The sequence below is a fragment of the Chitinophaga ginsengisegetis genome (assembly GCF_900168065.1).
Lineage (GTDB): Bacteria > Bacteroidota > Bacteroidia > Chitinophagales > Chitinophagaceae > Chitinophaga > Chitinophaga ginsengisegetis.
In genome coordinates, this window is record NZ_FUZZ01000002.1 from 575985 (window position 1) to 589844 (window position 13860).

The 13860-nt window shown below is 46.2% G+C and carries 11 protein-coding genes; 1 reads left to right on the plus strand and 10 read right to left on the minus strand.

The genetic code is table 11. The features are described from left to right. From B5Z18_RS16070 to B5Z18_RS16105, 8 genes are all read right to left on the minus strand, one after another. Window positions 1–951 (minus strand): hypothetical protein, encoded by a 951-nt coding sequence (locus tag B5Z18_RS16070; RefSeq protein ID WP_079470499.1) that lies wholly within the window; start codon window positions 949–951, stop codon window positions 1–3. A 132-nt stretch (window positions 952–1083) separates the two neighbouring features. After that, window positions 1084–1623, minus strand: a complete 540-nt coding sequence (locus B5Z18_RS16075) for an anti-sigma factor (RefSeq protein WP_079470500.1) — start codon at window positions 1621–1623, stop codon at window positions 1084–1086. Between the two features lie 270 nt (window positions 1624–1893). Further along, window positions 1894–2763 carry an anti-sigma factor gene (locus B5Z18_RS16080; RefSeq protein ID WP_143313617.1) on the minus strand — a complete coding sequence of 290 codons (870 nt, stop codon included), beginning with the start codon at window positions 2761–2763 and terminating at the stop codon, window positions 1894–1896. A gap of 66 nt (window positions 2764–2829) precedes the next feature. Beyond that, entirely contained in the window at window positions 2830–3333 is a 504-nt protein-coding gene (locus B5Z18_RS16085; RefSeq protein ID WP_079470502.1) for an RNA polymerase sigma factor, read from the minus strand. Between the two features lie 119 nt (window positions 3334–3452). After that, window positions 3453–4031 (minus strand): peptide deformylase, encoded by a 579-nt coding sequence (gene def, locus B5Z18_RS16090; RefSeq protein ID WP_079470503.1) that lies wholly within the window; start codon window positions 4029–4031, stop codon window positions 3453–3455. Between the two features lie 102 nt (window positions 4032–4133). Beyond that, entirely contained in the window at window positions 4134–4547 is a 414-nt protein-coding gene (gene ruvX, locus B5Z18_RS16095) for a Holliday junction resolvase RuvX (protein ID WP_079470504.1), read from the minus strand. Window positions 4548–4573: 26 nt separating this feature from the next. Beyond that, on the minus strand, window positions 4574–5440 hold the full coding sequence (locus B5Z18_RS16100) for a UbiA-like polyprenyltransferase (RefSeq protein ID WP_079470505.1): 867 nt from the start codon (window positions 5438–5440) through the stop codon (window positions 4574–4576). 12 nt (window positions 5441–5452) lie between these two features. Beyond that, entirely contained in the window at window positions 5453–5986 is a 534-nt protein-coding gene (locus B5Z18_RS16105; RefSeq protein ID WP_235015944.1) for an RNA methyltransferase, read from the minus strand. A gap of 46 nt (window positions 5987–6032) precedes the next feature. Between B5Z18_RS16105 and mutS the strand changes: the two genes are divergently transcribed. Continuing rightward, window positions 6033–8642 carry a DNA mismatch repair protein MutS gene (gene mutS / locus B5Z18_RS16110; protein WP_079470506.1) on the plus strand — a complete coding sequence of 870 codons (2610 nt, stop codon included), beginning with the start codon at window positions 6033–6035 and terminating at the stop codon, window positions 8640–8642. Between the two features lie 77 nt (window positions 8643–8719). On the opposite strand, the gene B5Z18_RS16115 is transcribed toward mutS, so the two are convergent. Both B5Z18_RS16115 and B5Z18_RS16120 read right to left on the minus strand, forming a co-directional pair. After that, a complete protein-coding gene (locus B5Z18_RS16115) occupies window positions 8720–10297 on the minus strand; it encodes a SusD/RagB family nutrient-binding outer membrane lipoprotein (protein ID WP_079470507.1) in 1578 nt (525 codons plus the stop codon). A 37-nt stretch (window positions 10298–10334) separates the two neighbouring features. Continuing rightward, window positions 10335–13616 (minus strand): SusC/RagA family TonB-linked outer membrane protein, encoded by a 3282-nt coding sequence (locus B5Z18_RS16120; protein ID WP_079470508.1) that lies wholly within the window; start codon window positions 13614–13616, stop codon window positions 10335–10337. Window positions 13617–13860: the final 244 nt, after the last annotated feature.

The following is a 13860-nucleotide window of genomic DNA, read 5'->3' on the forward strand; positions in this document are numbered from 1 at the left end:
TTACTGCGCGCCCGTAAAATTCAGGAACTTAGCGGCAAACACGGCTGTCTCCCTTTTTTTGAAGGGCACATTCCAGGTGCCGTTATAGGTAACCAGCGCGGGGATCAGGAGACCGTTGTATTTGGTCATCTGCACATTCATCTTCACATTAAAATCAAACAACATCGTTTTGTAAGACAGGGCATATTTACGGCCAACGATCTCAAAGTTCTCTTTATTAAACCAGGTGATCAGCTCGTCGATTACCACGTCTGCCCTGTCGATGCGGCTCAGGCCGGGCTTTGTTCTGGCAGTAAACACATAGCAGGAGGTGCCGTCCACATAGTTTTCGGCAGTGATGGAAAAATCGTAGTACCGCATTACCTCGCTGTTGAAGATGGCTACTTTGGGCCCTACGATGGGCACACCACGGATAGGTTTCCCGGGGTTAAAGATCAGTTGTTTCAGCTGCGCCTTATGCCGGGCGAGGCTGCCGCTGGAGCGGTCGGGATCTTCGCCTGATTCATCGGTGCACACAGTGCCTTTGGTAAAGAAAAGGTTAGCGTATAATTCGGCTGTATAATAATTATAATTTCCTTTGCGGGTATAGAAGTCGCCGGTTACTTTTTCGTTAGAAACCTGCATGGTGCGGCATTTCCCTTTCATTTCCTGGTGGGTTTGATTATACAGGGAAGCCTGTACCTGGGCCTTTTTGCCAAGTACCTGGATATCGTTGATGGCATCAAAGCCTACGATATGCAGGTTTTTGAATGCGCGGTAAAAGGTGGTGTCATCTTCCACCCTTTTAATAAAGCTGTTAACGTCGAAGCCTATACGCTTTGCGGCTACAATAACTTCATCCAGGTTAATCGTCATTCCTTTATAGCGGGCTGTGTCCTGAGCGTTGAGTTGTAAACATTGTAACAGGCTGAGGGCAATGGTTCCGGCTATACTTTTCCAAAAATGTGACATAGCTGCAATTTAGTAAAAAAGAGCAAAGTGGATGCCAGGCAAATACTAAAAACAGAAAGCCGTTGCAAGTATCACTTGCAACAGCTTTCTGTTTTTCTTTAAAAGGAGATAGAGAAGACCTATCTCTTTTTATCAACCGGGGATTTTTCCGGCCACATACATTTGTTCCATAGTAGGCTGCAGCGCACCACCTTTTTTCTCCAGTGTAACAGCAAACATTTGTGCTTTGCCAGTTACTTTCATTTTCTGGAGGAGGCTGGCTGTATCACCCATTTCGAACACGCCCATATCAACCGGTTTGCCATCTACGATAGCCCAGAGCTGATACTGTTTGTCGGCAGTTGGTTCTGGCAGTTTGTTAACTTTCAGATACACTTCCTGACTTTGCGGGTTCCAGAATACAGTAGCTAATGCTTCAGGGAACGCTTTGGTACCTGGCATCGGCACTTTCAGAACTTTAGGATCCTGGAGAATATCCAGAGATTCCTGCATTTGTTTGGTCTTGGACAAAATGGAGTTCTGTGATACGAGTAAAGACTGGTATTTGTCTTTGTACTCCTTGAATTCCTTGTACCGGTTAAAGTACACATAATTCAGAATAAGACTTCCCACCAGCAGCACGGCGGCGATGGTGGCAAGCCATTTCCAGGATAGGTTTTTAGTTTCTTGCATGGATACTACTTTTGGTTGTTGCAGGTCTTGATCGGGTACAGGTTAACCCTCCTGCAAATTGGTTTCATTATTGAATTGTGTGAATAAACGTGTTTTTGGATATAGTTTAGGTACTTAAATACTAACGGATTTCACAACACGACAAAACGGAACATGATCACGCCTTCTGCTTTCACGGATATTTTTCTATAATAGTTATTTCTCTTTGAAAATGGTTAATCGGGGCGCCGGTAAAGGCGATATACTCATTTATAATAAACAAATCCGGCGTTAGTTTGCCAGTTTTGCCGACATGCATACCTGGTCCATACTTGGGTCGGGGCTGCCGCCTTTCTTTTCAAGCGTAATGGCGAAGCCCTGTGCAACCGCTACTGCTTTCATTTGTTGTAACAGTTGTGAGGCATCGGCGCCGGTGAGAAAAATACCTGCATCCACCAGCTTCTTATTCACAATGGCCCATAGCTGGAATTGTTTACCGGCCGGAGGTACAGGCATCAGTTGCGCCTGGAGGTATACGGCCTGTGTTTTTGCATTCCATCCTACAGCTACCAGGTTGCCTGCATATTTGCCGCCACCGGGGATTTTTGTCCATTTAAAATCGGGATTATTCAGGGGGTCCACATCTGCCACCACATTGCCGGGCGTTTCCTTTAAACTGGTCAGCGCCTGCTGTTCCTTATCTGCTTCCAGTTTTTCTTTGGTGGCTATCAGCGACTGGTAACGGCTTTTATAATCAGTGGATTTCCGGAAGAAAAAGAAATTCATGAACACACTGCCCAGCAACAAGACTACGATGGCGGCGGTCAGGTACTTCCAGATCCGGTCATTTGATTTCTTGGCCACTGGCAGCTGTTTTACCGGGGTTTCCCTGGCTGGTTGCTGCGTTTGTTTTTTCTGTTTTCCGTTCAGGGGTGTGGGGATTGGTGCACGCAGTTCATCCGGCAGCAGGTCGTTTCCTTCCTGCGTGTTTTCCTGACGGATAATTTCCACCAGCCGTTCCTTGATGCCGTGAGGAGGTGCTATTGCATACAGCTGTACAAAACGCTCCTTGTCGTGCTGCAATGAATCCACTGCAGCTTTAACGTCGGGGTATTGAGATACGGCCGTTTCTACCTCACCTTGTTCTGCTTCCGGTAACATACCGAATACATAGCTTTCAAGGATTCCGGATGATATGTATCGTTGTACATCCACTATTTCTTATAATTACAATTGTTTTAACAGTGTTCTCAATTGTATGATAGCATTGCGCATGCGGGTTTTCACGGTGCCCAATGGTATTTCAAGGGACCTGGCTATTTCTTCCTGGGTATGTCCCTTGAAGTAAGCCATGTCTATAATAATTCGTTGATCTTTTTGAAGCTTTTCAATCACTTTGGTTAAACCAAGATGGTCCACGGATAAGTGTACCGCCAGCTGTGGTTCATACATCAGTGCCACACTGTTTACATCCTGTACGCGCTGTTCCAGTTTATGATTTTTTGAGCGAAGACTGTCGATTGCTGTGTTGCGGGTAATATTCAGCATCCAGGTAAATAACCTGCCTTTGGAGGCATCATAGCGGTCAATATTCCGCCAGATCTTTACAAATACTTCCTGTAGTACATCTCCCGCTGCGGCTTCTTCTCCTACTACTTTCAGGGCTACGCCATATAAAGCAGGTGAATAATGATCATACAAATAAGTGAATATCTTTTCATCCCTGGCCATAAGGCCCTGAATCAATTCAACTTCAGTGTATGTTAAGGTAGCTCCCAAGTTTGAGGATATGGATGTTATACTTTATGATACCAAAATAACAGGTTTTCTTTACATTACAAAATTATTTCCTATTTAGGGAAAGTCATCTTGTAATCTACTCTTATTTTGCCTTTGGTAATGTCTTCGAGCTTACTTTTCAACATTCTGCGCTTTAATGGCTTCAGGTGATCGATGAATAAAACACCGTCGATGTGATCATACTCATGGAGGATTACCCGGGCAGTCACACCAGTGAATGTTCTTTCATGCGGGGTAAAGTTCTCGTCCACATAGCTCAGGGTAACCGTTTCCGCCCTGTTTACATCTTCCCGTACCTTCGGAATACTCAAACATCCTTCATTATATGCCCAGTCTTTCCCGCCGGTTTCCACGATATGCGCGTTAATAAACACTCCTTTCACGCCTTCATCTCCGGGATAATCGTTCTTTTCGTCTTCTTCCAGGTTGTGAATAATCTGCTCACTGTCTACCACAAACAGCCGGATCGCCTTATTTACCTGCGGGGCGGCAATGCCCACGCCGTTGGAACCATACATGGTTTCCCACATATTGGCAATCAATTCCTTCAGGTTAGGATATTCAGGAGTGATGTCTTCTGCTACTTTTCTCAATACCGGGTGACCGTAAGCTACAATTGGCAAAATCATGTTCAAATACTTGGTTTAATCCGCAAAGATAGACAATTTCGGAGTTAAGCGGATGTTGTCTTGCCCCCGATTAGCCTGATTAAGCTGATTTTTTATATGTTATTATATTTTATTACGGAGATATTCCTGCAGTATGATAGTGGCACTGATCTCATCAACGAGGGCCTTATTCCGGCGGTCCATTTTCTTCAGACCGCTGTCGATCATCGTCTGGAAAGCCATTTTGGAGGTAAAACGCTCGTCCACCGTTACAACAGGGATATCCGGGAAGTTCTTTTTAATGATACGGATACACTCCGTAACCAGTGCAGTAGCATCTGTTGCGTTGCCATCCAGCCCTTTGGGCTCCCCTATTACAATCGTTTCCACCTGTTCGGCGGCGAAGTATTTTTTCAGGAAAGGGATCAGGTCATGCGTGGCAACGGTGGTAAGCCCGGTGGCAATCATCTGTAAAGGGTCTGTTACGGCCAGTCCCGTTCTCTTTTTTCCGTAATCTATTGCCATCAGGCGGGCCATATCGTATCTTTTAGCAGGGTGTTGGGTTAATGAAAAACGAGCATATCCGTGATCGCAAAAACAGCGAACACCACGCTCGCAATCCCGTTGGTAGTCATAAACATAATATTGATCTTACTGAGATCATCGGGTTTTACCAGCAAATGCTGCGAAACCAGCATCACCACAAAAACAGCGGCTCCTATCCAGTAGATCCAGTGAAAATTGCCGGTTAAGCCGATAGTTACTACCAGCGCCGCGGCTATCACATGGAGTAATTCAGAAAAACGCAGGGCGCCGGAAAGTCCCAGCCACGCGGGGATGGAATTCAGCTGCTGCGATTTATCAAAGTCTTCATCCTGCAGGGAGTAAATAATGTCAAAACCGGATACCCAGCACAGCACCAGCAAAGATACCAGCACCGGTAACAGCGCAAAACTGGCGGTTACTGCCAGGTAAGCGCCAATCGGCGCCAGCGCTAATCCTACACCCAGCACCAGGTGGCAAAGAGCGGTAAAGCGCTTGGTGTAGCTATATCCCAGCACCACCAGCAAAGCTACCGGCGACAGGTAAAAGCACACGGGGTTGATAAACCAGGTGGTGAGAATAAATAATACCACATTGGCTATAATAAAAAACAAGGCATTTTTGGGAGATATGATACCGGCTGGTATTTCCCTTTTCGCCGTACGTGGATTGAGCTTGTCGATATCCACATCCAGCCACCGGTTAAACGCCATCGCCGCACTGCGTGCAAACACCATACACAGCACTACCAGCGCAAATGTAACCCAGTTAAGGCCGCCGCCGCCTTTGGTGATAGCCATAAAAAAGCCGGTGAGGGCAAAAGGCATGGCAAAGATCGTGTGACTGAACTTTACCAGCGATAAATACTTGTTGACCGTAGAAATCATATAATTAGTCCTTTAAGCCTTCTTCAATTTTACAAAGATATCCCAAACCACAATACCGGTACTCACAGAAATATTTAAGGAATGCTTCATGCCCAGCTGGGGAATTTCAATACAACCATCCACCAGCTTCATTACTTCCCCGTCTACCCCGCTCACTTCATTCCCAAAAACCAGCGCCAGCGGCTGATCCGCAGGTGGTACAAAACTGTTTAGCATATAACTGTTCACCGCCTGCTCGATGGCCATCACCCGGTATCCGGCTGTTTTCAGCTCCTGTACAGCACTCACCGTGGTATCAAAATACTGCCACTCCACCGTTTCGGTAGCGCCCAACGCCGTTTTATTGATATCGCGGTGCGGCGGCACCGGCGTATAGCCACAAAGAATGATTCCCTGTACAAGGAATGCATCCGCCGTACGGAACACCGACCCCACATTGTGCATGCTGCGTATATTATCCAGTACCAGTACAATAGGCGTTTTATCGGCAGCCTTGAACTCTTCCACCGTTTTACGGCCCAGTTCATCCATGCTTAATTTTCTCATCACCTGCAAAGATAATAGGATGGGATGAGTTTTATATATTTGCGGCATGGCAAAAAGTAAAACGGAAGAAACACCGCTCATGCAGCAACATAAGGCCATCAAGGACAGATACCCTGATGCCGTACTGTTGTTCCGTGTTGGCGATTTTTATGAAACGTTTAATGAGGATGCAGTTATAGCCGCCCGGGTACTGGGCATTGTTTTAACCAAAAGGGCCAACGGGTCCGCCTCTTATGTTGACCTGGCAGGATTTCCCCACCACTCGTTAGATACTTATCTTCATAAACTGGTAAAAGCAGGTCACCGGGTGGCCGTGTGCGACCAGCTGGAAGATCCTAAAACAGTAAAAGGCATTGTTAAACGCGGCGTCACAGAAATGGTGACACCTGGCGTAGCCATCAACGATAAGCTGCTGGAAAACTCCAGCAACAACTTCCTGGCGGCTGTTCATTTTGGTACAGACACCACCGGCGTATCTTTTCTCGACATTTCCACCGGCGAATTTTTTATTGCAGAAGGCAGTACGGAATATGTGGATAAACTCCTCCAGAGCTTCCGCCCGGCAGAAGTACTGTTCGCCAAACAACAACAGAAAAATTTCAAAGCCACTTTCGGCACCCGTTTCTACACCTATACCATGGATGAGTGGATATTTACCACCACCTATGCGGAAGAAATACTGCTGAAACATTTCCAGACCCATTCCCTGAAAGGATACGGTGTGGAAGGCCTGCCGTCCGCTATTATCGCTGCCGGCGCCACCCTTCACTACCTGAAAGATACCGAGCATCCCAACCTCCAGCATATCACCCGCATGCAGCGCATCAGCCAGGACGACTTTCTCTGGATGGACCGCTTCACCGTGCGCAACCTGGAATTGCTCAACAGCAGCGTGGAAAACGGGCATACCCTCCTGAAAGTACTGGACAATACGGTAACCCCGATGGGCGCACGCCTGCTCAAACGCTGGATGGTATTCCCCCTCCGCGATATCAAAGCCATCAACGAAAGGCTGGATACCGTGGAATACTTTATCAAAGAAACCGATCTCTCCAAGTCACTGGTACATCACCTGAAACAAACCGGCGACCTGGAAAGACTGGTATCCAAAATACCGCTGAAGAAAATAAATCCACGCGAAGTATTACAACTAGCCCGCTCCCTGCAACAGGTACAGGCGGTACAGGCACTCCTGGAAAACAGCAGCAGCGACTACCTCCGGCGGCTAAACGAAAAACTGGACCCCTGCGTTCCCTTGCTGGACCGTATTCTTAACGAAATCATGGAAAACCCGCCGGTACTGGTAAACAAAGGCGGCTGCATCAAAGAAGGGGTAAACGCTGAACTGGATGACCTCCGGAACATCGCCAACAAAGGGAAAGACTATCTCCTGCAAATCCAGCAGAAAGAATCAGAAGCCACCGGTATTCCTTCCCTGAAAATAGCTTTCAACAACGTATTCGGCTATTACCTGGAAGTAACCAACACCCACAAAAACAAAGTGCCTGACCGCTGGATGCGCAAGCAAACACTGGCCAACGCAGAGAGATATATCACTCCCGAACTGAAAGAGTACGAGGAAAAGATTGTAGGAGCAGAAGATAAGATCCAGGTGCTGGAAAGCAAACTGTTCGACGACCTGGTACAAAGTCTCCAGGCATTTATTAAACCGGTACAGGAAGATGCACAGGTGTTTGCGCGGATCGACTGCCTCCTGTGTTTTGCACACAACGCCCTGCAGTACAAATACCGCCGCCCGAATATCACGGAGGGCTTCGACCTTCTGATCAAAGAAGGCCGTCATCCGGTGATTGAAAGGGGCCTGCCTGCCGGTGATACCTACGTTTCCAACGACCTGCAACTCGATAAGGAATCCCAACAGATCATTATTCTTACGGGACCCAACATGTCCGGTAAATCGGCCCTGCTGCGGCAAACGGCGCTCATCACCCTGATGTCGCACATGGGTAGCTTTGTACCTGCCGCCAGCGCAGATATTGGTCTTACTGATAAAATATTTACCCGTGTAGGCGCCTCCGATAACCTGAGCGGCGGAGAATCTACCTTTATGGTGGAAATGAACGAAACCGCCAGCATCATCAACAGCATTACAGCGCGCAGCCTCGTAATACTGGATGAAATAGGCCGCGGTACCAGCACTTACGATGGTATCTCCATCGCCTGGAGCATCGTGGAATATCTCCACGACATGACCACACACCGCCCTAAAACGCTGTTTGCCACCCACTATCATGAACTGAATGAACTGGAAAACAAACACGCGCGGGTAAAGAACTTCCATATCACCAACATGGAATCGGGGAATAAAATTATCTTCCTGCGTAAACTGGCGCCCGGCGGAAGTCGCCACAGCTTTGGTATTCACGTGGCCCGCATGGCCGGCATGCCGCCAGAGCTGATCAACAGAGCCAATGAAGTGCTGGCCAATCTCGAAGAAAAACATATCGATGCACCACTGCAGAAAAATATAAAACAGATCAGCACACCGTCTCAGAAGCTACAGCTGAATATATTTGATGCACATAGTGATGTGTTCCAGCAGATCCGGGAGAAATTGGATACCGTGGATATTAACCGGTTAACACCGGTAGAAGCATTGCTGAAGCTGAGTGAGATTAAGAATATGATCGGGTAGGTTGCTGATCATCGTTATAACATAAAAAACGTCCCGGAAAGTCCGGGACGTTTTTTATTATAATTGTTCACTGGTCCTTAACGAACGTCCCAGAAAATTTTGATGTTGGCTTTGTCTTTTGCAGCAACTTTTGCGTAGTTCTCCGCATTGTATATCTGTTCAGTTGACGGGTACAACAAACGCTGAGGTGGTGTGGTAGAACCGGATGAAGTACCTGTAGCAAAAGGCAATACAGGATAGCCTGTACGTCTGACTTCTGTCCATGATTCACCTGCCTGCAGAATAAAGAAGTTCACCCATTTTTGTGTCCAGATCTTCGCCAGTTTCTGCTGGGAAGTACCAGTATAGGCAATAGCTGGCTTAGCAATGAAATTACTAATAACAGTGCCGGACGGCGTAGGCAGTATAGGCCATACACCGGAGCTGAATACAGCAGATTGGTTAATACTGTAGTAAAAACCTACTGATTGCGTAATACCGTTTTCGTAATCTGTTTGCGGAGTACCAATGCTCCATCTTTCGCCTGCTTCTGCTTTCAGGAAGCTTACTTCAGAGGCAGTAAATATTACGCCAGGCACATTGTAGTTATTAAAGAATGTAGCAGTATCGTAAGTAGCATACCCTAATTTATCATAATCGTTGGTAGTGCCGTTAGTCGGGAAGCCCTTCATGCCGTGGGTCTTACCCGCATCCCAATAAACATCCGTACGTGGATCACTGTTGTTTGCCATTACCGTATCCAGCAGAAATGCAGGCGCAAACGGGCTACCTGTTAAGGCGCTTTGCAGGTCGCTTTTCAAAGTAGGTGAACTCATTTTGATCACTACGTTTTGGGAGTTGTCACTCACCAGCGGATACTTGGACGGGTTGGTCAGCATAGCCGTTACTGCTGTTTTGGCATTCGCTTCTTTTACATAAGAAGTATGCATCAACAGGCGCAGGCGCAGGGAGTTAGCATAACGCCTCCAGGCTGTAAGGTCGCCGTTCAGCAAGAAATCAGCTCTCTGAAAAGCGGCCTTTGTTTCAACTGAAATCGTAGCCGTTTCAAAATAGCTGTTCAGATTGTCCAGTCCGGCAATCAGTGTATCATAGATAGCCGCAGCATCATCAAAAGCTGCAGGTATTACCACGCGGTCAGTGTTGAGAGAACCAGCCTTGCTGAAAGGAATGTCTCCCCAGAGATCTACCATTTGTGCGGCCTGATCATACATCACTACTTTGGCACAGTTCAGGAAAATCAACTGATCTGCCTGTTGGGCCGGCGTTAATTTGCCGTAGGTGGTTTCCATTTCACGATAGTTAGCCATAATACCAGGGCCAACATAGTTCAGGTCATTATCATCACTCTTACTACCTGCGTAAAAATCTATCCAACGGTTCTCCGTATAGGCCGGGGTAGGGATATACATTTTTATGGATGGCGAAAGTGCCGTTGCTTGTGAAAATGCAGCAGTGGTCGGTAATATGAAAGTTGCATAATCCCAATAAGACGGTCGCATACGTTTGTTCATGTACATACCGCTGAGCAGTTTGCTCATAGACCCGGTAGTAGTTAACTCCGGATTCGGGTAGGCGTCTGCAATTTGTTTCTTACAAGAGCTGAAAGTAGCTACCAGTAAGATAAGCAGTGAAGTATTTATTAAAAGGCGTTTCATTTTAATCTGTTAAGTTCGTTTACAAATCAGTATTCTGCTAGAAACGGGCACGCAGGCTGGCTCCCAAACTTCTTGTTGGTCCAACGGTACCACCATCAATTCCCTGGCTAAACCATTGAGAACCTACTGCTACTTCCGGATCTAAGCCTTTTGGCAAAGTTTTCCACACATAGAACAGGTTTCTGCCCACCAGTGAGAACTGCAAACCCTGGAAGTGTAATTTTTCAACAATGCTTTTTGGCATGTTATAAGTAAGGGTTACTTCACGAAGCTTGATATAGCTGTTTTTCATTACTGCATTTTCATACAGACCATTGGTTTGCCAGTCGTACTGATTCATGTAGTATTGAGCAGCAGTAATAACTTTTTCATTCTTTTTACCATCAGCAGTTACGCCTGGTAAAATCACACCATCGTGATGTGCACCATTTGGATTAGCCACCAGGTTACCGCTGGCATAATCAATAGCATCGTAAGCAATACCACCGTGAGCAGCATCCCTGTATTGCAGGGTACTGTTAAACATACCTGCACCAATCTGGTAGTAGTAAGGAATAGATACCAGGTCTCCACCTAAGCGGTAGTCCAGTGTGAAGTCGAGTGTAAAGTTTTTATAGCGGAGCGAGTTGGAGAAACCACCCACTACTTTAGGCATAATGTTACCTGCTAATTCCCATGCGTTGGTATTAGCCGTATAAATACCATCTGCATTTACCAGGTAGTTACCGTTCGCGTCTTTATCACGTGGGTGTACATAAATGTTACCCAGTGGATCACCTACGTTGGATTGCAGCAGCAGGTAACCACCGTCATAACTCTGCATGGTTAAGGTTGTCATACCATCTCTCAAGGCAGTGAGCTTGTTCTTGTTGATGGCAAAATTAAAGCGGGTAGTCCAGCTGAAATTTTTGGTAGTGATTGGAGAAGCATTGATAGCCGCTTCAAAACCAGAGTTGCTGAGGTCACCTGCGTTCATTATCTGAGAGGTAGCACCGCCAGATGCTGGTGTACTCATAGTCAGGATCTGATCCATGACTTTGTTATTATAGTAACTGAAGTCTACACCGAGCTTATTTTTCAGGAATCTTGCCTCGAAACCAAACTCAGTTTCCCTTTTCTTCTCAGATCTCAGCTCTTCATTACCAAAGGCGCTGGGATTGGTTTGCTGATAGGGAATATTATTCTTACTGAGGGTAACGGTGTAAGGATTGTAGGCAACGTTAGCCTGGTACATGTTGGGATGGTTACCCACCAGGCCATAAGAGGCTCTGAACTTGGCGTAATCCACAAAAGAAGGCAGCTTCACTACTTCTGACAGGAGGAAACCAGCATTCACAGATGGATAGAAGTATTTGTTATTTTTTACCGGCAAAGTAGAAGTAGACTCATAACGACCGGTTCCTTCCAGGAACAGGAATCCTTTATAAGCCAGGTTCACCATACCAAAACCAGCTACATCGATCTGTTCTGCACGAACTCCTGTTGCATACAGAGGGTCAGCCGAGTTGGCCAGACTAAACCAGTTTTCATCCATCAAACCACCTTTCGTCTGGGTATACTGATTCTTATATTTCTGTTTGCGGCCGGTAACACCACCAGTGAAGGACATATCAAAATCCTTCGCTACTTTAGGATTATAGATCAGCATCGCATCTCCATAAAAGGAATTGTTATTACGGGTATTCAGTGCATACTGACCGGTATAACCATAAACAGCCGGCTTGGTATTGTATTGCTGATCAGAAGTAGTAACGTTGGTGAAATCACCACCCACACGACCTCTGAAACGCAGGCTGTTCAGGATGCTTACATTCAGCGTAGCGCTGTTGATGAAACGGTTCTGTGTTTCATCATACCTGTTACGCAGGTTGTTCCACAGGTAGTCCATCAGGTTGGTAGCCCGGAAACGGTAAGCCATTTTCTCGTCCTGATCGTATTGGTTATTATCTGCAGCAACATATTTGTAACCGTTGCTGGTCTGATATTTATTGAAGAACGTACTCATGTCATCGAAGCGGCTGAAGAAGCCATCAAATGAACCGAATATGTTGCTCATCACATTCGCACGGTTGTGAACAAAGGTGTTGTTATAGGTAGATATCAGATCTACGCTAACCCTGTCACTTAGTTTTAATGTACCGTTGAAGTTAAAGTTGTTTTTATAGAGATTACTTCCCGGCATAATGCTCTTATAATCTACACGATTGTAAGAAAACCGGAAACTGCCTTTATCGCTTGCATTGGAAATAGCCACGTTTGCAGCAGAGTTATAACCATTCTGGAAGAAATCCTTGTAGTTATCTTTTTGCGCTACATATTTACGGGTAGTGCCATCCCAGTATTTTACGTCGCGGCCGTCGAATTTTGGTCCGAACTGATCGTACGCTCTGTAATAAGGATGCATGGCGCCATCAGCGTCTGTAATCCAGCCATCCGGTGTAGCCCCCACCTGGAGATTGGTTGCAGGGTCATAACCGGGGCCATATTCATTCTGGTAATCCGGTGTAGCTGCCAGTTTCTCCTGGTTGTAAACGTAGTTAACGTCTACATTCAGGCCGCGGCCTTTCGCTCCTTTCTTGGTGGTAATTACTACCACGCCGTTAGTAGCTTCGGAACCATACAATGCAGATGCACTGGCGCCTTTAAGGATCGTCAGTGTTTCAATGTCTTCCGGATTGATGTCCAGTGCACCATTTCCCTCAATCCTTGAGTTGCTGGTACCAAAAGTGTTGGTAGTAGGATCGTTAAAGTTTCTCAGCGGCACACCATCTACTACATACAGTGGTTGTGTACTCAGGCTCACAGAAGAAACTCCTCTTACCTGTACGGAAACCCCACTGGCAGCGCCACCCGGAGCAGCCACAATTTTCACACCGGCTGCTTTACCATACAAGGCAGAAGCAAAGTTGGTGCTTCCGCTTTCGGTAATTTCTTTTGAACTTACAGTACTCACAGAGTAACCCAATGCCTTGGCTTCTCTCTTAATACCCATAGCGGTAACCACTACTTCATTCAGATTCTTGTTGTCTTCTTTTAATACAATGTTTACGGCAGACTGTCCATTAACAGCTACTTCCTGGTTGATAAATCCTATGTAGGAAAAAACGAGTGTAGCACCATCTGCTACCTGGATTTTGAAATTTCCATCGGGGCCGGTTGTAGCTCCGTTGGAGGCGTTTTTCTCTTTTACGGTAACACCCGGTAAAGGCGTTCCTTTTGCGTCCTTAACGGTTCCCGCAACAGCTTTCTTATCCTGCGCCCAAGCAGTGATACAGCAGCATAAGAAAAGCAACGTGGTGAGAAGAAGTGATCTTCGCATAGCTTCCTTTTGGTTTAGTGAATTATAACAAGTGAATCAGACACATAAGCAAAAAAGACACGAAAGGTCCCGCTACCATTAACCTGCCTGCATTGCACAGGGGTTCTGATGGTAATCACGTGGTTTCCGTTCTTAAATAATTAAATGGAATTACTCCATTGGCATTAATTGTTATTCTGACACTATAGTAATACTAAAACGTTTTAGCAATACCACATAAAAAAAACCTGTATACCACTCTCAC